The following is a 22126-nucleotide window of genomic DNA, read 5'->3' as shown; positions in this document are numbered from 1 at the left end:
GTTACTGCCGGTAAGCCTGCGATGCCCTGACCACATTGTTCATTTCGTCGATTAGCTCGAACAGTTCCGGTTCCAGCTCGGTGGCTGAACTCCCGGCTTTGAGCTGGGTTTCCAGGGTGTAGCAGAGGTTTTTCAGCCTTGGCACGCCACTGTAGGCGCAACTGCCATGCAGTTTGTGGATGGACGGCCACAGGTCAATGTCTTTGCCGTCCAGCACTTCATTGACCAGCATTTCCACTTCGGGCATAAAATCGAGCAGCATCTGCAACATGTCACGGGCCAGGTCTTCTTTGCCTGCGGCTTGTTTCAGCGCCAGATCCCAGTCCCAGCTGACGTTATTATTCACTGTATCAGGTTTAACGGATGGCGCTGCGGAAGCCACGGCAGGTGCTGAACTGTTGCTCTGCGGCTGCGGAATCCATTTGGCCAGCATCTGCTGCAAAATCTGTTCTTCAATGGGCTTGGTCAGGTAATCGTCCATCCCGGCACGAAGCAAGCGTTCACGTTCGCCAGCCATCGCATGGGCTGTGACCGCGATGACGGGCGTATGGCTGTTCAGCGTGGTTTCATGAATCGCCTCACAGGCTCTGACGCCGTCCATCTCAGGCATCTGAATATCCATGAAGACTAAATCAAAGGCTTTCTGCTGCGCGTAATCCACGGCTTTACGGCCGCCGGTGGCGGTAATCACGGTTTCTACCCGTTCACTGAGCAGGGCGGCGATCAGTTTCAGGTTGGCCGGGTTGTCATCAACCGCCATAACGGTGAGCGGCAGCAGGGCATCGTTCGTGACAGCCAGTGGCAGTGGTTCGGGCTCTTCCTGATGATCTGTCTGGCCAATCAAGGCATCAAACAGTTTACGCCGGGCCAGCGGTTTACCCAGACAAGCCGTCACACCGGCACTGAGTAAGCGTTCCGACAAGGCCAGCTCTGTGGTGGGCAGGCACACTAAAACTTTGTCGGCCAGTTGCTCGGCTTTAAAGACTTTATCCAGAATCGTTGCCAGCGGTGGCTGTTCGCCCGGTGACAGGCAGAGCAGGGCAAAGTCGTGATGTTCAACATCGTCCTCCGGCATGTCGGCCCGGTAGGTCACATCCAGTCCGGCTTGCAGCAGGCGTTGCTGCAGCACGTTGGCCGCCTGCAGGTTGGGTTCTATCAGCAGCAGGTGGCGGTTTTTCAGCTCGCTGGTATCGATAGGCTGAGATACCGGCAGGTCAGTTTTGGTCAGTTTGAGGGTGAACCAGAAGGTGGAACCCTGGTGCAGGCGACTGGTCAGGCTGATCTCGCCGCCCATCTGAGTAACCAGTTTCTGGGTGATCACCAGCCCCAGCCCGGTTCCGCCATAGCGGCGTGAAATGCTGGCATCAGCCTGGCTGAAGGCCTGGAATAATTGTGCTTGCTGGCGCTCCGAAATCCCTATCCCGGTATCACGGACCATGAATTGCAATTCGAGGCTCTCATCGCGATCGGCTTTGAGCTCCACGGCAATGTCTATGTTGCCGCGCTCGGTAAATTTCACTGAGTTACCGATCAGATTAGTCAGCACTTGCTGAATACGCAGCGGATCGCCAATCAGACCGGTAGGAATACGCTGATCAACCCGCAGTGTCAGCTCCAGGCCTTTCTCGTGGGCGCTGGGTGCCAGCAAACGCATGACTTCATCCAGCGAGTCGGTGAAGTCGAACGGAATGTTTTCCAGCAGCAGCTTACCGGCTTCCAGTTTGGAAAAGTCCAGGATGTCATTGATGATGGTCAGCAGGTTGTTGGCGGATTTTTCTATCGTTAGCAGGTAATCGTGCTGGCTGGCACTGAGCCGGGTTTTGAGCATCTGGCGGGTAAAGCCGATGACGCCGTTCAGCGGTGTGCGCAGTTCGTGGGACATATTGGCCAGAAATTCGGATTTGACCCGGGCAGCTTCCTGAGCGCGTTTCTTGGCAATATCCAGCTCAACGTTCTGTATTTCCAGCTGCTCAAGGGTTTCACGCAGATCGGACGTGGCCTGATCGATGCTTTGCTGCATTTCGATATGGTAGTCAGACAGCGAAATGGCCATGGCATTGATACCGTTTTTCAGGTTATCCAGCTCACCCAGCAATTCACCTTCAATCCGGATATCGAGATGCCCGCGGCGAATTCTGTCTACGACGCTGATCATGTGCGAAATCGGGCGGGTGACATCTCGCATCAGGCGATAGGCAAACAATCCCGACAGGATCAGGCCCAGCAGCAAGACCATCAGCGCAGTAAAGACTTCCTGATACTGCTGCAGCCGCAGGGGGCTCATGTCCATTTCAATGGCGATGTAACCCAGCGCCCTGGCCTGAAACCCGGGTGCGGACAGGTTACTTTGCTGTGCTTCTGTCAGTATAGGGGCCCGCATGATCATGGTACTGTCATTGATGATGATGTCAGGAAGGAAGGGGATCGGCTGATCATCGGGAAACATCAGCGCCTCAAAATTCCGATGGAAATTTGAGGTCACAAACAGCTCATTATTGCCGTCAAATACCGCGATACTGCGTACAATATCGGAATGCTTGCGATGGGCATAACTGATGATGCGTCTGACCGCTTCACGGTTATGATCTGCCATGCCGTATTCGGTGGCAATCGCCAGCGGCTCTATGATGCTGGTGCCGGTTGCAATCAGCTGATGCTCCAGATCACGGTAGCGGCTCAATGTGAAAAATGCGCTCAATAGCAGGCCAATGATCAGGGTTGGTGCTAATGTCAGGGTGAAAACCCGGGCGCGAAGTCCGTATTTGGTCATGGTTACAAGAATTCGATTCTGTGGGAGAATTGCTGTCTATGCTGGTCACGCAAGCATGTTCCAGCCCTTAGCTTAATGAATCTTTACCGTAGCGACAATTGAAGTCGATCCGGCGTTGCCTTGAAAAGGCGACAGAACACCGTGAGTTACAACATTATGGCACGCTTTTTTAAGCCGACTAAACGAATTGTCAGCGACACCAAACACAAAGAAGTGACGGTTTCACGTCTGGACCATCTGGGATCAGGTATCGCCCATCTCGATCGCAAACCGGTTTTTATTCCGGGATTGCTGCCTGGCGAACGTGCGCTGGTGCAGCTCACTGACAATAAAAAACACTATGCCCGGGCTAAAGTCATCAAACGACTGACTGACAGCCCTGAGCGCATTACACCTCAGTGTCCTGTCTATGACCAGTGTGGTGGGTGTAACTTGCAACATCTCTCTCATTCTGCCCAGGTATCGGCCAAGCGCCAGTCCCTGGGGGAGTTGATGGCGAAGTTTGCCTTGGGTGGTGACAATGAGACTGCAACGGCATTAGTGCAGGACGAACCTGTTACAGGTGAAGAGTGGCAGTACAGGCGGAGCGCGCGTTTCAGCCTTAGGTTTGAATCCGGCAAAGGGCTGTGTTTCGGTTTTCGCCAAGAGCAGAGCAAAGAGATTGTTGATATTGAGCATTGCCCGGTACTGGCGGCTTCGCTGAATGCTCTGCTGCCGCCTTTGCGTGAATTACTGGCGCAATTGCAGGGCCGCCGGAACCTGGGGCACGTCGAGCTGGTCGAAGCCGATAATGGCCCTGTAGTCCTTATCCGGCATCTCAAGCCTTTTTCTGACCAGGATATGACGAGCATTCAGCAATTTGCTGACAGTCATCATGTTATGCTTTTCCTGGCGCCGGAACCTGATGAAGTGATCCAGCTGGCCGGTGATACGCCCTGCTATGCCGTGAATGGTTTGACACTGCAGTTCTCGCCTAAAGATTTCATTCAGGTGAACCGGACGGTGAATACCCGAATGATAGAACAGGCGCTGGACTGGCTGGATATTCAGCCGCAGGACAGAGTGCTGGATCTTTTCTGTGGCCTGGGTAACTTCAGTTTACCGCTGGCTCAGAAAGCACAGCAAGTCGTCGGTGTCGAAGGGGTGGATGAGATGGTGCGTCGAGCCAGTACCAATGCGGCGCTGAATAAGCTGGCGAATACGGCTTTTTATCAGGGCAATCTTGAACAGGGTATTGAGTCGTTCAGCTGGGCCAGCAAAGGTTTCGACAAAGTATTGCTGGATCCGGCACGCGCGGGTGCTGCCGGGGTAATGAAAGAAGTGGCAGCGCTATCACCCAGCCGGATTTTATATGTCTCCTGCAATCCGTCCACACTGGCGCGGGACAGTCAGGTATTGTTGCAACAGGGCTATCAGTTGCAACGGCTGGGAATGCTGGATATGTTTCCCCATACGGGGCACTTAGAATCTATGGCACTGTTTATCCGAACCTGATGCCAGGCTGAGCCGACAAAGGCCGCAGGGAGTAACAGAAAGCCATCCGTAATAACGCTATACAGGACAGAATCATGGTCGCAGTTCGCGGTGCGCATTTGAAGGAAAACGCAAAATTTGAGTTGGTACCCTGGGTAGAGAGTCTGCTGCAGGATGCTAAAACCTCGGACCGTCTGCTCCAAACCTATCAGCGCTGTGAAGCGCATCTGGACAACAAGGAAGCGGGCGGTCAGTTACTGTGGCGTGGCCGGGAAATGGTTGAAATCCTGGTGATGCTCAGTATGGATACCGACACTCTGGTGGCGGCCCTGCTGTTCCCGCTTGTTGAAGGTGGCTTCTACAAGAGTGATGACATCAAAGAGGAATACGGCCAGACCATTCTGCAAATGGTCAAGGGCGTTAAGCAGATGGCGGCAATCAGCCAGTTGAATGCCATCAAAGAAGGCGCGGCACAATCGGCACAGGTCGATAATATTCGCCGCATGCTGCTTTCTATGGTGGATGACTTCCGCTGCGTGGTGATCAAACTGGCCGAGCGCATCTGTAATCTGCGCGAGGTGAAGGACGAGCCGGATAATGTTCGTCGTGCCGCGGCGCGGGAGTGTTCCAATATCTATGCCCCGCTGGCAAACCGTTTGGGTATCGGTCAGCTTAAGTGGGAAATCGAAGATTACGCGTTTCGCTACAAACACCCGGATACCTATAAGCAGATCGCCAGACAGCTGTCTGAGCGCCGTATCGACCGGGAGCACTACATCGACCATTTCGTTAAGGATCTGGATGAGTCGATGAAAGCGTCGAATATCAAGGCGGAGGTGCATGGGCGGCCTAAGCATATCTACAGCATCTGGCGCAAAATGCAGAAAAAGAATCTCGCTTTTGATGAGCTGTTTGATGTGCGAGCGGTGCGTATTATCGCGGATCAGCTTCAGGACTGCTATGCGGCACTGGGGGTGGTGCATACCAAATATCGCCATCTGCCCAAAGAGTTCGATGATTATGTGGCCAACCCCAAACCCAACGGTTATCAGTCGATCCACACTGTGGTGATCGGCCCGGAAGGCAAAGCTATTGAGATCCAGATCCGCACCAAGCAGATGCACGAAGAATCCGAGCTGGGGGTGGCCGCGCACTGGAAATACAAAGAATCCGGCACCTCTGCCGGCGCTCACTCTGCCTATGATGAGAAAATCAACTGGCTGCGTAAGCTGCTGGCCTGGCAGGAAGAAATGTCCGACTCTGGCGAAATGCTCGAAGAGCTGCGCAGTCAGGTCTTCGATGACAGAGTCTATGCCTTCACCCCGAAAGGGGATGTGGTCGATCTGCCCTTGAATGCTACTCCGCTCGATTTTGCCTATCACATTCACTCTGAAGTTGGTCACCGCTGTATCGGGGCCAAAGTGGAAGGGCGAATTGTGCCTTTCACCTATCACCTGCAAATGGGGGATCAGGTTGAAATCATCACCCAGAAAGAGCCGAATCCGTCGCGTGACTGGCTGAATCCGAACCTGGGCTTTGTCAATTCCAGCCGGGCACGAGCCAAGGTGCATGCCTGGTTTCGTAAGCAAGACAGAGATAAAAACATCACGGCTGGCCGGGAAATTCTGGAGCAGGAGCTGCATAAAATCGGCGCCACCATGAAAGATGCCGAGTCCTATGCCCTGAAGCGCTTTAACGTGAACTCGACCGATGAGCTGTTCGCCGGTATCGGTAGCGGTGATCTGCGTATTAATCAGGTGATTAACCACATCAATGCGCTGGTGAACAAGCCCACGGCTGAAGAAGAAGATCAGCAGTTGTTGGAGCGTTTAACCGAGGCGGGCAGCAAAGCCAGCCAGAAAAAGCCGCAGCGCGATGCTGTGGTGGTGGAAGGGGTGGATAACCTGATGACCCACCTGGCGCGTTGCTGCCAGCCCATTCCCGGTGATGACATAGTCGGCTTTGTGACACAGGGGCGGGGGATTTCGGTTCACCGCAGCGACTGTGAACAGCTGGAAGAACTGCGTCATGTGGCGCCGCAGCGGATCATTCATACTGTCTGGGGCGGAAGCTTTGCCGGGCGCTACACGCTGACCGTCAGGGTAACCGCTTCTGAGCGTAACGGCCTGATTAAAGATCTGACCAACACCATGCACAATGAAAAGGTCAAAGTGGCCGGCGTGAAAAGCCGGATCGATTTCAAAAAGCAGATGGCGATCATGGATTTCGATATTGAGCTGACTGATCTCGACAGTCTGGGCAGACTGATCCTCCGCCTGGAGCAGGTGAAAGATGTCTTTGAAGCCAGACGACTGCACTGATCTCATCCTATCGACAAAACGGGCTCCGGCCCGTTTTGTGCCCAATAACAACCTGACACAGAGCACAGGATAACCATCATGAGCGATAAGCCCATCAACACCTTACTTTCCATCATGACGCAGCTGCGCGACCCGCAGCGGGGTTGCCCCTGGGATCTCAAACAGGATTTTGCCTCTATCGTGCCCCACACGCTGGAGGAAGCCTATGAAGTGGCAGATGCCATCGCTGAAGAGAGCTGGGATGATGTGAAGGAAGAATTGGGCGATTTGTTATTTCAGGTAATCTTCTACAGCCAGTTGGCGAAAGAAAAAAGCTTGTTTGATTTTGATGATGTGGTCGGCGCGATCAATCACAAACTGATTCGTCGCCATCCTCATGTTTTTGCAGATAAAGATTTCGCCGATGAAGCAGCAATACATGCGAACTGGGAAGCGGAAAAGGCCAAAGAGCGTGCAGAAAAAGGGCAGGATGACAGTATTCTGGCTAATATCCCTAAGGCAATGCCTGCTTTGAACCGGGCCGATAAAATCCAGAAACGCTGCGCTCAGCTGGGTTTCGACTGGCCAACGCTGGGGCCGGTCGTTGACAAAGTGCAGGAAGAAATCGATGAAGTGATGGAAGAAGCCCATCAGGCGGTACCCAGTCAGGAACGCATCGAAGAGGAGATCGGGGATCTGCTGTTTGCTGTTGTTAACCTGAGCCGGCACCTGAAAGTGAAACCGGAAATGGCCTTGCACAAAGCGAACCGTAAGTTCGAGCGCCGGTTTCGCGAAGTGGAACGTTGTGTGCTGGAACAGGGCAAGTCGATTGACGCATGTTCACTGGATGAGCTGGATGCCGAGTGGGAAAATGTTAAGCGCAAGGAAAAGTCTGTTTCAGCATCAAAGTGAGCACTAACCCGTAAGCGGACTTTCCATCAAGGATACCGGGCTTGATTTGGAACAAAAAGCGTCTGGGTTTACTGTGATAGTTTTCACGTTGTGGCAATAAAATGTGTCTGGTATACTAATTTCCCGTCCAGATACTTTTTATCCTCTACACCAATCTTCCAGGTTAAACATGACAACGAATTACATTTTTGTGACGGGCGGTGTTGTATCCTCCCTAGGTAAAGGTATTGCTGCAGCCTCACTGGCGGCCATCTTAGAGGCCCGTGGTCTGAAAGTGACCATGATGAAGCTAGACCCTTACATTAACGTTGATCCCGGCACTATGAGCCCGATTCAACACGGTGAAGTATTCGTTACGGAAGACGGTGCAGAGACCGACCTTGACCTTGGTCACTATGAGCGTTTTATCCGTACCAAGATGACCAAGCGCAACAACTTTACTGCTGGCCGTGTCTATGAAGACGTGCTGCGTAAAGAGCGTCGTGGTGACTATCTGGGTGCGACCATTCAGGTCATCCCTCATATTACTAACGCTATCAAAGAGCGTGTGATTGCCGGTGCAGAAGGCCACGACGTTGCTATCGTCGAAGTGGGCGGTACGGTCGGTGATATCGAGTCCCTGCCATTTATGGAAGCAATTCGCCAACTGGGCGTGCAGCTGGGCCGTGAGCGTGCAATGTTTATGCACCTGACTCTGGTGCCTTACCTGGCCGCGGCCGGCGAAGTGAAAACCAAGCCTACTCAGCACTCAGTCAAAGAACTGCTGTCTATCGGTATTCAGCCGGATGTGCTGATCTGCCGTTCTGACCGTATGATTCCGGCCAATGAGCGAGCCAAGATTGCCTTGTTCTGTAACGTGCCGGAAAAAGCTGTTATCTCAATGAAAGACGTTGACTCCATCTACAAGATCCCTCAGCTGATCAAGTCGCAGGGTCTGGATGAACTGGTTTGTCAGCGCTTTGGTATTACCGCCCCGGAAGCCGATCTGAGCGAGTGGGAGCGCGTTATCTATGAAGATGCCAATCCTACCGGTGAAGTCACTATCGGTATGGTCGGTAAATACACCGAACTGCCGGATGCATATAAGTCAGTCAACGAAGCACTGAAGCACGCTGGCCTGAAAAACCGCTTGTCTGTGACCATCAAGTACGTAGATTCACAGGATGTTGAATCCAAAGGCGTAGAAATGCTGGCAGGTCTGGATGCGATTCTGGTACCGGGCGGTTTCGGTGGTCGTGGTGTTGAAGGCAAGATCATGACAGCGCAATATGCGCGTGAAAACAAAATTCCATATCTGGGCATCTGTCTGGGCATGCAAGTCGCACTGATCGAATTTGCGCGGAACGTGGCAGGTCTGAGCGGTGCACACTCAACGGAATTTGATGCCAAATCACCGTATCCTGTGGTGGGCCTGATCACTGAATGGGTCGACAGCGAAGGTAACGTTGAAGAGCGCACAGAAGAGTCGGATCTGGGCGGCACTATGCGCCTGGGCTCTCAGCTGTGCCATCTGGAAGAGAGCAGCAAAGCCCGTGAAATGTACGGCAGTGCAACAATTCACGAGCGCCACCGTCACCGTTACGAAGTGAACAACAACCTGCTGCCTCAGCTGAAAGAAGCGGGCCTGAAAATCTCCGGCCTGTCTGCTGACAAGAAGTTGGTAGAGATTATCGAAGTGCCGAATCACCCTTGGTTTGTGGCGGCTCAGTTCCACCCTGAGTTCACCTCAACACCTCGCGATGGCCATCCTTTGTTTGAAGGATTCGTCAAAGCGGCTGGTCAGCACCAGCGTGGTGAGTTCGAAGAGTAATCAGTTACAAACAGCTGTTGCACATGGAGTGCGGCAGCTTTTTTTTCGCTTTTTTAAATCAAAATAAAGCAAGAGGAAACACTATGTCTAAGATCGTTAAAGTTTTGGGTCGTGAAATCATCGACTCACGCGGTAACCCGACAGTGGAAGCTGAAGTCCACCTGGAAGGTGGTTTTGTTGGTATGGCTGCGGCACCATCTGGTGCATCAACGGGTTCCCGCGAAGCTCTGGAGCTGCGTGACGGCGACAAATCTCGTTTCCTTGGCAAAGGTGTACTGAAAGCCGTTGAAGCGGTTAACGGTCCTATTGCTCAGGCGCTGGTTGGTAAAGACGCGAAAAGCCAAGCGGACATCGACCAAATCATGATCGACCTGGACGGTACTGAAAACAAATCTAAGTTTGGTGCTAACGCTATCCTGGCTGTCTCTCTGGCGAACGCAAAAGCAGCCGCGGCTGCAAAAGGCATGCCTCTGTACGAGCACATTGCTGAACTGAACGGCACTCCGGGCAAGTTCTCTATGCCTCTGCCAATGATGAACATCATCAACGGTGGTGAGCACGCTGACAACAACGTAGACATCCAGGAATTCATGATCCAGCCAGTAGGTGCTAAAACACTGAAAGAAGGTCTGCGTATCGGTGCTGAAGTGTTCCATAACCTGGCAAAAGTACTAAAAGCCAAAGGTCTGAGCACAGCTGTTGGTGATGAAGGTGGTTTCGCACCAAACCTGGAATCTAACGCTGCGGCACTGGCTGCTATCAAAGAAGCTGTTGAAGCGGCTGGCTATGTACTGGGTAAAGACGTCACGCTGGCGATGGACTGTGCGGCTTCTGAGTTTTACGACAAAGAAGCAGGCAACTACAACATGAAAGGCGAAGGCAAAATCTTCACGTCTGAAGAGTTTAACTTCTACCTGCAGGATCTGGCGAACCAGTACCCAATCGTGTCTATCGAAGACGGTCTGGACGAGTCTGACTGGGATGGCTTCAAGCACCAGACAGAACTGCTGGGCGATAAACTGCAACTGGTGGGTGACGACCTGTTCGTGACTAACACCAAGATCCTGAAAGAAGGTATCGATAAAGGTATCGCTAACTCTATCCTGATCAAGTTCAACCAGATCGGTTCTCTGACTGAAACGCTGGCTGCTATCAAGATGGCTAAAGATGCCGGTTACACCGCCGTTATCTCTCACCGTTCCGGTGAAACCGAAGATGCAACGATTGCTGATCTGGCAGTTGGTACAGCCGCAGGTCAAATCAAGACAGGTTCTATGAGCCGTTCTGACCGTGTTGCTAAGTACAACCAGCTGATCCGTATCGAGGAAGCGCTGGGCGAGAAAGCACCGTATAACGGTCTGAAAGAAGTGAAAGGCCAGGCATAAGTCTGAAGCTTCACTTTTGTCACTTTGAGTGACCCCGGATGATAAGCCGCTCAACAGAGCGGCTTTTTTCTGTCCGAATGGCGGGTCCGGAACTGGTCACATACGGCGCTTTATGGGATTATTACCGGCTTAGAGGCTGATTAGATAGCCTGTCGACTTGTGTTAATCACCCAAGAATGAGGCTTGCATGCGTGTATTCAGTGCAGTGTTACTGCTGGTATTATCCTGGCTGCAGTACGAATTCTGGTCCGGCAAGAATGGCATGTCTGATTATATGGCGCTTAAAAACAATGTGGCGCTACAGCAAAAAGCGAATGCCGAACTGGTTCAGCGTAACCAGCAGATGTATGCAGAAATCAATGATTTGCATCAGGGCCTGGAAGCGGTAGAAGAGCGTGCCCGGCATGAGCTGGGTATGATCAAGCCCGGAGAAACTTTTTTCCGCATAGTCGGTGATCATTCTTTCTAGGATGGCCACTCAGCGTTAACTTGGCAGTAAACCCATCATGACTCAAACCTTAACGGCGGTAGTGCCTGCTGCAGGTGTCGGCAGTCGTATGCAGGCCGACAGGCCGAAGCAGTATCTGGTTATCGCAGGCAAAACGATACTGGAACATACGGTGGACAGCTTGTTACAACACCCCGCTATTAGCCGGGTAGTGATTGCGATCAGTGACGGCGATCCTTATTTTAATCATTTGTCTCTGGCCCGTCGTCCGGATGTCGTCGTGGTATCAGGCGGTAGTGAACGTGCCGATTCAGTGTTTTCCGGCCTGGCCACACTGGCGGATAATGATTGGGTACTGGTGCACGATGCTGCCCGTCCCTGCCTGCATCAGGATGATTTGTCCCGTCTGATTGAACAGGCACAGCAGCATGCCTTTGGCGCCATTCTGGCCGCACCGGTGCGCGATACCATGAAACGTGGTAACGGCCGGCAAACTATTGCGGCAACAGTGGATCGCACCGACCTCTGGCATGCATTGACCCCCCAGATGTTTCGGGTCAGACAGCTCAGAGATGCCATGGTCAAATCGCTGGCGGAAGGGGCTGTGCTCACTGACGAAGCATCGGCGCTGGAATATTGCGGCTTTTCGCCGCGGCTGGTGCCCGGTCGGGCTGATAACCTGAAAGTCACTCAGCCTGAAGATCTGGCACTGGCTGAATTTTACCTGCAGCAACGACAAAAGGAGCAGGCATAATGCGAATTGGACACGGTTTTGACGTACACAAGTTTGGCGGTGATGGCCCGGTGATCATCGGCGGGGTAGCAGTGCCTTATGAACAGGGTCTGATTGCTCACTCCGATGGTGATGTCGCTCTGCATGCTGTGTGTGATGCGCTGCTGGGCGCGATAGGTGCCGGCGATATCGGCCGTCATTTCCCTGATACCGATGCGGAGTGGGCAGGGGCAGACAGCCGCGTGCTGCTGCGTGATGTGTACGCCAAGGTTAAAGCGAAAGGCTACCGCCTGGGCAATCTGGATGTCACAATTATTGCGCAGGCACCGAAAATGGCGCCTTATATTGAACAAATGTGCCAAACCATTGCCGACGATCTCGACACCACGGTCGATAATATTAATGTAAAGGCCACAACGACTGAACGTTTGGGTTTTACGGGCCGCAAAGAAGGCATAGCCTGCGAAGCGGTCGTTTTGCTGCGCTCGCTCTGACGCCGCCCCTTCCTGTATAACGGAAAGAATATGACAATTGATATGGACAGCCTGAGCTGGCTGAATGGTAAGCCTGTCTGCCAGGGACGAAGCAAAGTTCGCCCGGAAGATTTTATCGTCAAAGAGCAACTGGGTTTTGACTTCACCGGCAGTGGTGAGCATTTCATGGTGAAGATCCGTAAAACCGGCGAGAACACCAAATATGTTGTCAACGAGCTGGCGAAAGCGTGCGGAGTGAAATCCCGCGATGTCAGCTGGGCTGGCCTGAAAGACAGGCACGCGGTGACCGAGCAGTGGCTGAGTGTGCATCTGCCGGGTAAACCAGACCCGGATTTGACGTCATTTGTCGCCGAGCATCCAGGCGTCGAAGTGCTGACGACCGATCGTCACGACAAAAAACTGCGTCCCGGCGATCTGGCCGGCAACCATTTTGAGTTGCGTCTGAGCGAGCTGGATAACCCTCAGGATCTCGACGCGCGGCTGAAGAAGATTCAACAACAGGGCGTGCCGAATTACTTTGGTGCGCAACGTTTCGGCCATGACGGTAATAACGTGGTCAAAGCCAGAGCCTGGGGGAACGATGAATTTCGTGTCCGCGACAAGAGTAAGCGCAGCTTCTACCTGTCAGCTGCCCGCTCCTGGTTGTTTAATCTGGTGTTGTCCCAGCGTATTGCCGACGGCAAGTCAGATACCTTGTTAGCGGGCGACTGTGTTCAGCAGCAGGGCAGGGAAGACTGGCAGCTGGTTGAGCAAATCACGCCTGAATGGCTGGCACAAGTGGCGGCGGGCGAATGGCTGATTACTGCGCCTGTGACCGGCGACAATGCGCTGCCCAGCCAGGGTGAGGTGGCGGCTTTTGAAATGGCGGTGATTGAGCAGGAGCCATTGCTGCTGAAACTGATCCGCGATAACAGGATGCGACACGAACGTCGTCCCCTGATGCTGCGTCCGGCGGACATGCACTGGCAACTGCATGCTGATCAGCTGGAAGTGCAGTTCTCCTTGCCTGCGGGATGTTTCGCCACGGCAGTATTGAGAGAACTGATTGATGAGCCTGAGCAGAAGGATGGCAGATATGCGAATTTTGATCAGTAATGATGACGGCATCTTTGCTGAAGGAATCAATACACTGGCCGATACCCTCAAAGAGCTGGGTGAGGTGTATGTGGTGGCGCCGGATCGTAATCGCAGCGGCGCCTCTAATTCACTGACACTGGAAACCCCTTTGCGTGTTCGTGAAGAAGGTATCAGGCGTATGTCGGTGGAAGGGACGCCAACAGACTGTGTACACTTCGCGCTGAACGAGTGGCTGACCGATAAACCGGATATTGTGGTGGCCGGGATTAATCACGGCGCCAACCTGGGTGATGATGTGCTGTATTCAGGCACAGTGGCTGCCGCGACGGAAGGGCATTTTCTCGGTGTACCGGCCATTGCTGTGTCTTTAGTCGGTCGTGAACATTTTGCTACGGCCGCTCAGGTTGTCAAAGAAGTGGTGGGGCGTTTGATGGCCCAGCCTCTGCCGAGAAATAAAATTCTCAATATCAATGTGCCGGACGTGCCTTTGTCTGAACTGGGCGAATGGCAGGTGACGCGCCTGGGTGCCCGTCACCGCGCGGAAAAAATGGTCAGGGACGTTGATCCCCGCGGCAAAACGATATACTGGCTTGGTCCCCCCGGGAGTTGCCAGGATGCCGGGCCAGGTACAGACTTTTATGCGATAGAACACAAGCAAGTATCAATTACACCGCTTCAGGTTGATCTGACAGCACACGATGCGCTGGACGACTTGGCACAGTGGATGAAACAAGTGGAGAGCAACTGATAATGCGCTATGCGGAACAACGCCATAGCCTGATGGAATATTTGTCTCAGCAGGGGATAGCAGACCGTAGGGTATTGCGGGTAATGGATACGGTTCCCCGTGAGCATTTTATTGATGAAGCCTTGTCGCACAAGGCTTACGAGAATAATGCCCTGCCCATCGGGCGTGGGCAGACCATTTCACAGCCTTATATTGTGGCCAGAATGACAGAGTTGCTTGCCTTGCAACCCGGCACTCGAGTGCTGGAGATTGGTACCGGCTCTGGCTATCAGACCGCGATTCTGTCTCGTATGGTGGAGCATGTTTACTCGGTTGAACGCATTAAGGCTTTGCAGTGGCAGGCCAAACGCCGTTTCAAACAGCTGGACTTACATAATATATCGACCAAGCATGGTGATGGCTGGCAGGGATGGTCAAGTAAAGGGCCATTCGATGCCATCATAGTGACCGCTGCCGCGGAGGTCGTCCCGCCGGCGTTGCTCGAGCAGCTGTCTGAAGGGGGGCGCCTGGTGATCCCTGTCGGTGAGCAGCACCAGATGCTGAAACGCATCCGTTTACTGGATGGTCACTATGTGACAGATGAAATCGCACCGGTTCGTTTTGTGCCTCTGGTGGCAGGGGAGCTGGCGTAGCGCATGAAAGGTTTTAGCGGAAAAAAGCACAAACTCCCGATGGTACTGGCAGCCTGTTTGTTGCTGTCGGCCTGTGCCACTTATCCGCCTGATGGCGCGAACTATGATAACACCCGGCCTGGTAGCTACCGGGGCAGTTACTATGAAGTGCAAAAAGGTGACACCCTTTATTTTATCTCTTACCTTTCAGGTCGTGATGTCAACGATTTGATTGCACTTAATCAGCTGACGCCCCCTTATACGATATATCCCGGCCAGAAATTGTTTCTGTGGAAGTCCAAATACGTAGCCCCTCAGTTTGGCCAGAAAGTGGCAGCTAAGCCTGCGCCATCTATCAATAAAAAACCGCCAGTGTCACCCAAGCGGGAAGCTGTGCCTTACCAACCTGTAGTTGTGGTCGGTCCAGTTGTAGCTGCCGCCGCTTCAGGTACGGCGGCAGCTACAACTGCTGTGGCGGTTGCTAAACCACCAGTAAAATCAACACCCCCGAGTAAACCGGCTAAAACACCGCCTCAGACTAAAGCTAATCCGGCTACAAGACCTGCAAAAACCGTGCAAAAAAGCGTCAATAAAGATGTTGATCGCGCTCCCACAAAAGAGTACTCTCAAGACTCAAAAAGTAACAAAGTTGTTACAAGTAAGGTTGGCACAAGTGACAAGGCAGGCAAGTCGCCTGCACCTGTCGCTGACAAGGTTGATACCTGGGTATGGCCGGCGAAGGGAAGAGTCGTTTCCCGCTTTTCCAGCAGTGATAATGGTAACAAAGGCATTGATATTGCAGGCCAGAGAGGCCAGGACGTCAACGCAACAGCTGCAGGGAAAGTGGTGTATGCCGGCAATGCATTACGGGGCTATGGCAACCTTGTCATTATAAAGCACAATGACGACTACTTAAGTGCATATGCACATAACGACAGAGTACTCGTCAGAGAGCAAGATACGGTAACCGCAGGGCAAAAAATTGCTTTGATGGGCAGCTCGGGAACGAACAATGTCCGACTGCACTTTGAGATCCGTTATAAAGGCAAGTCAGTGAATCCGCTCAAGTACCTGCCAAACTGACAGACTGCTCGGGCGTGGTGAACCGGATTTGCAATACGCTATCTGGGAGGCGCTATGAGCAGAAGTAATGCAGCTACTGATATCGAAAACTATGAAGAGTTTGAAGATGAGATGGAGCTCGATGTTGAAGAACAGGAAGCCGATGTTTCAGCAAAAGCAGACTCAGAGGTTGATGACGCCGACGAAGATTTGGATATCTCGTCCTACAGTGTCACTCAGAAAGCACTGGATGCCACTCAGCTTTATCTCGGTGAAATCGGCTTTTCCCCACTTTTAACCGCCGAAGAAGAAGTTCTCTATGCCCGCCGCGCGCTGCGGGGTGATGAAGTCGCCCGTAAGCGCATGATCGAAAGTAACCTGCGTTTAGTGGTGAAGATCTCCCGTCGTTACAGTAACCGTGGTCTTGCCCTGCTGGATCTTGTTGAAGAGGGCAACCTGGGCCTGATCCGCGCAGTGGAAAAATTCGACCCTGAGCGTGGTTTCCGTTTCTCTACCTATGCAACCTGGTGGATCCGTCAGACCATTGAACGGGCTATCATGAACCAGACCCGGACCATCCGCTTACCGATTCATGTGGTGAAAGAGCTGAATGTCTATCTGCGTACGGCTCGTGAGCTGGCTCAGAAGCTGGATCATGAACCCACAGCGGAAGATATTGCCCTGCAGCTGGATAAGTCGGTGGATGATGTGAACCGCATGCTGCGTCTGAATGAGCGTGTCGGCTCGGTCGATAACCCAATTGGCGGTGATACCGAAAAAGCCCTGCTGGATATCATCCCGGATGAACGTTGTGGCGGCCCGGAAACCTCCACGCAAGATGACGATATGAAAACCTCTATTGTCACTTGGCTGCAGGAACTGAACCCCAAACAGCGTGAAGTGCTGGCCCGACGTTTTGGTCTGCTGGGCTATGAAGCCTCCACTCTTGAAGATGTCGGCCGTGAGATTGGCCTGACCCGAGAGCGTGTGCGTCAGATCCAGGTTGAAGGCCTGCGCCGCCTGCGCGACATGCTGACACATCAGGGCCTGAATATTGAATCCCTGTTCAACCAGGAAATTTGAGGCAAGCGCACTTCTTAAGTGCATGCTGACACAACGAAAGAAGCAACAAGCACAAACAAGAAATAAGAAACAAGATAAAAAGGTAAAAGAAAGGACGCTTCGGCGTCCTTTCTTGATCGTGCCTGATCCGTTACCTGTAACCCGTTACAGCAACGCTTTTAAACGGTACAGCTCATCTAGGGCTTGCCGTGGTGTCAGCTCATCCGGATTCAGGCGCGCCAGCGCTTCTTCTACTTCGCTGGGCTCAGGGATCAGCGAGAGTTGCTGGTTGTCTGCGCGTTGCGCCTGTGGCTGGTCCATGGCGTGCTGGTGGCCCGTGGTCTCCAGTTGCTGCAGCTTCTGCTTGGCTCGCTTAATCACTGATTTAGGGACACCCGCCAGGCTGGCAACCGCCAGACCGAAAGACTTGCTGGCAGCTCCTTCCTGCACGGCGTGCATAAAGGCAATTTCATCACCGTGCTCAATGGCATCCAGATGAACATTGGCCAGCCCGGGTATCAGTGACGGTAATTCTGTCAGTTCGAAATAGTGGGTGGCAAACAGCGTCATGGCTGCGATTTTTTCAGCCAGCCATTCGGCACTGGCCCAAGCGAGAGAAAGTCCGTCATAGGTGCTGGTGCCACGGCCGATTTCATCCATCAGTACCAGGCTGTTTTCCGTGGCGTTATGAAGAATATTGGCGGTTTCCGTCATTTCCACCATGAAGGTGGATCGGCCTGAGGCCAGATCATCAGAGGCACCGATCCGGGTGAAAATGCGATCCAAAGGCCCAATAGTGGCGGAATCTGCCGGTACGTAAGAACCAACATGTGCCATCAGCGCGATCAGCGCGGTCTGACGCATATAGGTGGATTTACCGCCCATGTTCGGACCTGTGATGATCAGCATGCGGCGATCTTGGTGTAACGAGATCGGGTTAGCAATGAAAGGCGCATCCAGCACCTGCTCGACCACCGGGTGCCGGCCGGCATTGATATCCAGGCCGGGTTTATCGCTCAGTGCCGGGCGGCAGTAATTCAGGGTATCTGCACGCTCAGCCAGATTGGCCAGTACATCCAGTTCCGACAGCGCGGCTGCAGTCTGCTGCAACTGAGCCAGATGCGGCAACAGGCTGTCAAAAAGAGCTTCCCAGAGTTGTTTTTCCAGTGCCAGCGCTTTGGACTTGGAGTTAAGCACTTTATCTTCGTGCTCTTTCAGCTCAGGGATAATGTATCGTTCTGCATTTTTCAGCGTCTGACGGCGAACATAATGGCTCGGTACTTTGTGGCTCTGACCGCGACTGATCTGAATATAAAAGCCATGCACCTGATTAAAACCGACTTTCAGGCTGTCGATGTCATGGCGCTCACGCTCGCGCTCTTCCAGTTCAGCCAGAAATTTGGTGGCACCATCGGCCAGATCACGCCATTCGTCCAGTTCGGCATTGTAGCCAGGTGCCAGCACGCCCCCGTCACGGATAATGACAGGCGGGTTTTCAATGATAGCGTGTTCCAGCAGGCTGCAAATCTCGTCCATTGGCTGGCTTTGTTCAGCCAGCTGGCGCAGTGATTCGCTGTTTAACTCGGCCAGCAGCTCAGCCAGTGCGGGCAGGTGCTGCAGTGCCGTACGCATGCGGGCAAGATCCCGTGGCCGGGCCGAGCGCAATGCCAGTCGGGCCAGAATCCTTTCCAGATCGCCCATGTGACGCAGCACGCCGGCCAGCTCGGCGAACATGCCGCTGTCTTTCAGGTTGCCGATGGCATCCAGGCGCAGATTCAGCTGCTGACGGTTTCTGACGGGCTGATGCAGCCAGCGTTTGAGCAGACGGCTGCCCATGGGAGTGGCAGTATGATCCAGCACGGAAGCCAGCGTATTCTCTGTCCCGCCGGCCAGGTTCTGGGTCAGTTCCAGATTACGGCGGGTAGCGGCGTCCAGAATCACCGATTGCTCCTGGGTATCCCGGGTGATGGCACGAATGTGAGGTAGCGCGGTGCGTTGAGTATCTTTCACATATTGCAGCAGGCAGCCGGCCGCACACAGGCCGAACTCATCGTTTTCAACGCCAAACCCCACCAGATCCCGGGTGCCGAATTGCAGCGTCAGCTGCTGACGAGCGGTGTCCAGATCAAACTCCCACACCGGGCGTCGGCGTGCCCCTTTCATATGGCTGAAAAGGCCAGGTAAAGGAAAATCTTCCGGATACAGCAGCTCGACCGGACTGGTACGCTGCAACTCGGCTTGCATGGCTTCTTCGGTATCGGGCTCAATCAGCATGAAACGGCCGGAGGTGATATCCAATGTTGCATAGCCGAAGCGGCCATTCTGACAGAAAATCGCCGCAATCAGGTTATCGCGTCTCTCCTGAAGCAGCGCTTCATCGCTGACGGTACCGGGTGTGACAATACGCACAACCTGGCGTTCAACCGGTCCCTTGCTGGTGGCAGGATCGCCAATCTGCTCGCATATCGCGACGGAAACACCTAACTGAACCAGCTTGGCGAGATAACCTTCAACAGCATGATAAGGCACGCCAGCCATAGGAATGGGCTGACCGTTGCTTGAGCCTCGCTTGGTGAGCGAAATATCCAGCAGTTGAGAAGCTTGCTTGGCATCATCAAAGAAGAGTTCATAGAAATCCCCCATGCGGTAAAACATCAGCACATCAGGGTTTTCAGCTTTAAGCCTCAAATATTGCTGCATCATGGGGGTGTGTGTTTCTAAACCTTTTATTGTCACGCTGTTGCCCGCATCAAACCGAGAAAAATCAGGCTGTCTAGGATACGTGAAAGCGTAATAGTGGCAAAGGGGGGAAGCGCAATTTCATGTCGCGACTAATGCTTGAAGCGCCCATACCATCCTAGTAAGGTGTCGGCATTGACTGTGTACGGAGGAAAGCCGATGGTGACGACATCTATGTCAGCGCAGCTTGGTCAGGCACTGAAAATCCAACAATGGCTCGCCACTACAGCAGAATCCTGTACCGGTGGCGGTGTCTCTGCTGCTATCACGGATATTGCGGGCAGTTCTGCCTGGTTCGACCGAGCATTTATTACCTATAGTAATGAAGCTAAGCAGGAGATGCTGGGCGTTAAACCTGAAACTCTGACTCAGTACGGCGCGGTGAGTGAGCCTGTGGTGCAGGAGATGGCGAAAGGTGCGCTGGCACATTCTCTGGCCTCTATCAGCGTGGCTATCAGCGGTATTGCCGGGCCTGATGGCGGCACGCCGGATAAACCGGTCGGCACTGTCTGTTTTGCCTGGGCGGATACCACAGGCTGGCTTGTTGCCGAAACCTGTCATTTTAGCGGAGACCGGCAGGCGGTACGTGCGCAGGCTGTCGAGCGCGCATTGCAAGGCTTACTGGAGCGCCTGAATACTCTGCAGTGAAGATCACACTCTTGCCCGGCCCGGTAGCTGGTCAGGGAAAAAATGCCATACAGTGCTAGACACTGTATGAATAGACAGTATACTAACCAGTAATTTGAATATTGAATTAGCATCCGTTGGAGAGTCGAATGGACGACAACAAACAGAAGGCTCTTGCCGCTGCCCTGGGTCAGATCGAAAAGCAGTTCGGTAAAGGCTCCATTATGAAGCTGGGTGACAACCGTACGATGGACATTGAGACCATCTCAACCGGTTCACTGTCTCTGGATATTGCACTGGGTGCCGGCGGTCTGCCAATGGGTCGTATCGTAGAAATTTATGGTCCTGAGTCATCAGGTAAAACGACTCTGACACTGGAAACTATTGCCGCCGCACAGCGCAAGGGTAAAACCTGTGCATTTATCGATGCTGAGCACGCACTGGATCCTATTTATGCCAAGAAGCTGGGTGTGGATATTGATCAGCTGCTGGTGTCACAGCCGGATACCGGCGAGCAGGCGCTGGAAATCTGTGATGCACTGGCCCGTTCCGGTGCAGTAGACATGATAGTGGTCGACTCAGTTGCTGCCCTGACACCAAAAGCCGAAATTGAAGGCGAAATGGGTGATTCGCACATGGGCTTGCAGGCACGTATGCTGTCTCAGGCCATGCGTAAGCTGACGGGTAACCTGAAACAGTCTAACTGTATGTGTATCTTCATCAACCAGATCCGTATGAAGATCGGTGTGATGTTCGGTAACCCGGAAACAACCACCGGCGGTAACGCACTGAAATTTTATGCTTCTGTTCGTCTGGATATCCGCCGTACCGGCGCTATCAAAGAAGGCGATGAAGTGGTGGGTAACGAAACCCGCATTAAAGTGGTCAAGAACAAGATTGCAGCACCGTTCAAGCAAGCGGAAACCCAAATACTTTATGGTCAGGGCTTCAACCGTTTAGGCGAGCTGGTTGACCTTGGTGTGAAGAATAAACTAGTAGACAAAGCAGGCGCCTGGTATAGCTATAAAGGCGACAAGATTGGTCAGGGTAAGGCGAATGTTTGTAAGTACCTTGGTGAGCATCCAGAAATTGCTGAAGAGCTTGATAAGAAGCTGCGTGAGTTGCTGCTGAACCCTGCCACTGTTTCAGAAGCCGATGCTGAGCTGGCCAGTGCAGAGACAGATAAAGTCGATGCTCAGGATGAAGCTTTTTAATCACGACGAATGATGTCACGGCTGGATAGCCGAAGCAGTCATTCTTTAACGGGCGCTGTGCAGAGGTGAAACCACCCATGCCAGTGCCCGTTTTGTATTGACGGTTGAGCTACTGAAGTATTCAGAGAGCTCGGTATCAATCAGCAATCTATCTTGCTTGGTAAATGTAAATCGGGGAGGTGTAAAGGTGAGAAGGCAAGCGCCCAAAATCTCGGCCAAAGAAGCAGCTGTGGGGTATCTGTCACGGCGTGACCATGCCCAGCGTGAGTTGCAACAGAAGCTCAAGCAGCGCGGCTACAGCGAGCAGGAGGTCAGTGATGCTGTTGCCTATTGCCAGGATTACAACTGGCTGGATGATGCCCGTTACGCGGCCATGGCAGTGCGTAACGGGGTATCAAAAGGCTGGGGCATGTTGCGTATCAAACAGGAAATGAAAATGAAAGGGGTGCATGACTTGTGTATCAAGCAAGCACTGGAAGATGCCGAAGTGGATTGGTTCGAACAGGCCAGAGCGGTGGCACAGCGCAAGTTTGGTGACACTCAAATGGACACACCGAAAGAAAAAGCCCGCCGGTTACGTTTTATGCAATCAAGAGGTTTTAATTTCGACCAGATTCGGTATGCCTTAGCGGTTGAAGATGAATACTGAGGCTGATTCTGC

Annotated in this window: 18 protein-coding genes; 16 read left to right on the top strand and 2 right to left on the bottom strand. The window is 53.0% G+C overall.

Translation table 11 applies throughout. The annotated features are described in order from the left end of the window. Position 1: 1 nt before the first annotated feature. Complete coding sequence (gene barA / locus KCG43_RS07760) at positions 2–2770, bottom strand: two-component sensor histidine kinase BarA (protein WP_218384241.1); 2769 nt, start codon at positions 2768–2770, stop codon at positions 2–4. Between the two features lie 156 nt (positions 2771–2926). Between barA and rlmD the strand changes: the two genes are divergently transcribed. From rlmD to rpoS, 13 genes are all read left to right on the top strand, one after another. Beyond that, positions 2927–4264, top strand: coding sequence for a 23S rRNA (uracil(1939)-C(5))-methyltransferase RlmD (gene rlmD, locus KCG43_RS07755; protein ID WP_218384389.1), 1338 nt, complete (start codon positions 2927–2929; stop codon positions 4262–4264). A 74-nt stretch (positions 4265–4338) separates the two neighbouring features. Beyond that, on the top strand, positions 4339–6564 hold the full coding sequence (relA, locus tag KCG43_RS07750) for a GTP diphosphokinase (RefSeq protein WP_218384239.1): 2226 nt from the start codon (positions 4339–4341) through the stop codon (positions 6562–6564). A gap of 78 nt (positions 6565–6642) precedes the next feature. Beyond that, positions 6643–7455: a nucleoside triphosphate pyrophosphohydrolase gene (gene mazG / locus KCG43_RS07745; RefSeq protein WP_218384236.1), complete on the top strand. Its 813-nt coding sequence runs from the start codon at positions 6643–6645 to the stop codon at positions 7453–7455. 169 nt (positions 7456–7624) lie between these two features. Beyond that, complete coding sequence (locus tag KCG43_RS07740; protein ID WP_192015723.1) at positions 7625–9265, top strand: CTP synthase; 1641 nt, start codon at positions 7625–7627, stop codon at positions 9263–9265. 83 nt (positions 9266–9348) lie between these two features. Beyond that, positions 9349–10650: a phosphopyruvate hydratase gene (gene eno, locus KCG43_RS07735; protein ID WP_192015722.1), complete on the top strand. Its 1302-nt coding sequence runs from the start codon at positions 9349–9351 to the stop codon at positions 10648–10650. A gap of 187 nt (positions 10651–10837) precedes the next feature. Continuing rightward, the gene (gene ftsB, locus KCG43_RS07730) at positions 10838–11119 is read left to right on the top strand and encodes a cell division protein FtsB (RefSeq protein ID WP_218384234.1); all 282 of its coding nucleotides are present in this window, start codon (positions 10838–10840) and stop codon (positions 11117–11119) included. Positions 11120–11156: 37 nt separating this feature from the next. Then, positions 11157–11852, top strand: a complete 696-nt coding sequence (ispD, locus tag KCG43_RS07725; protein WP_192015720.1) for a 2-C-methyl-D-erythritol 4-phosphate cytidylyltransferase — start codon at positions 11157–11159, stop codon at positions 11850–11852. After that, the gene (ispF, locus tag KCG43_RS07720) at positions 11852–12325 is read left to right on the top strand and encodes a 2-C-methyl-D-erythritol 2,4-cyclodiphosphate synthase (RefSeq protein WP_192015719.1); all 474 of its coding nucleotides are present in this window, start codon (positions 11852–11854) and stop codon (positions 12323–12325) included. Before ispD ends, ispF begins: the two co-directional genes overlap by 1 nt. A 30-nt stretch (positions 12326–12355) precedes the next feature. Beyond that, positions 12356–13420 (top strand): tRNA pseudouridine(13) synthase TruD, encoded by a 1065-nt coding sequence (truD, locus tag KCG43_RS07715; protein ID WP_218384231.1) that lies wholly within the window; start codon positions 12356–12358, stop codon positions 13418–13420. Continuing rightward, the gene (gene surE / locus KCG43_RS07710; RefSeq protein WP_192015717.1) at positions 13401–14150 is read left to right on the top strand and encodes a 5'/3'-nucleotidase SurE; all 750 of its coding nucleotides are present in this window, start codon (positions 13401–13403) and stop codon (positions 14148–14150) included. The genes truD and surE overlap by 20 nt, the downstream gene beginning before the upstream one ends. A 2-nt stretch (positions 14151–14152) precedes the next feature. Continuing rightward, complete coding sequence (locus tag KCG43_RS07705; RefSeq protein WP_192015716.1) at positions 14153–14782, top strand: protein-L-isoaspartate(D-aspartate) O-methyltransferase; 630 nt, start codon at positions 14153–14155, stop codon at positions 14780–14782. A gap of 3 nt (positions 14783–14785) precedes the next feature. Then, a complete protein-coding gene (locus KCG43_RS07700; RefSeq protein ID WP_218384229.1) occupies positions 14786–15844 on the top strand; it encodes a peptidoglycan DD-metalloendopeptidase family protein in 1059 nt (352 codons plus the stop codon). 54 nt (positions 15845–15898) lie between these two features. Then, positions 15899–16906, top strand: coding sequence for an RNA polymerase sigma factor RpoS (rpoS, locus tag KCG43_RS07695; protein WP_192015714.1), 1008 nt, complete (start codon positions 15899–15901; stop codon positions 16904–16906). Positions 16907–17050: 144 nt separating this feature from the next. On the opposite strand, the gene mutS is transcribed toward rpoS, so the two are convergent. Further along, complete coding sequence (gene mutS / locus KCG43_RS07690; protein WP_192015713.1) at positions 17051–19621, bottom strand: DNA mismatch repair protein MutS; 2571 nt, start codon at positions 19619–19621, stop codon at positions 17051–17053. A gap of 162 nt (positions 19622–19783) precedes the next feature. Here mutS and pncC point away from each other — a divergent pair, with 162 nt between their 5' ends. The 3 genes from pncC to recX all read left to right on the top strand — a co-directional run bounded on the left by pncC (position 19784) and on the right by recX (position 22114). Further along, positions 19784–20272, top strand: coding sequence for a nicotinamide-nucleotide amidase (pncC, locus tag KCG43_RS07685; protein WP_192015712.1), 489 nt, complete (start codon positions 19784–19786; stop codon positions 20270–20272). Between the two features lie 128 nt (positions 20273–20400). Next, positions 20401–21465 (top strand): recombinase RecA, encoded by a 1065-nt coding sequence (gene recA / locus KCG43_RS07680; RefSeq protein WP_192015711.1) that lies wholly within the window; start codon positions 20401–20403, stop codon positions 21463–21465. Between the two features lie 187 nt (positions 21466–21652). After that, positions 21653–22114 carry a recombination regulator RecX gene (gene recX / locus KCG43_RS07675; RefSeq protein ID WP_192015710.1) on the top strand — a complete coding sequence of 154 codons (462 nt, stop codon included), beginning with the start codon at positions 21653–21655 and terminating at the stop codon, positions 22112–22114. Positions 22115–22126 lie beyond the last annotated feature (12 nt).

Source organism: Photobacterium sp. WH24 (assembly GCF_019204055.1).
Taxonomy (GTDB): Bacteria; Pseudomonadota; Gammaproteobacteria; order Enterobacterales; family Vibrionaceae; genus Photobacterium; species Photobacterium arenosum.
The sequence above is the reverse complement of the archived record's forward strand: the minus strand, read 5'-3'. Positions and strand labels throughout refer to the sequence as shown.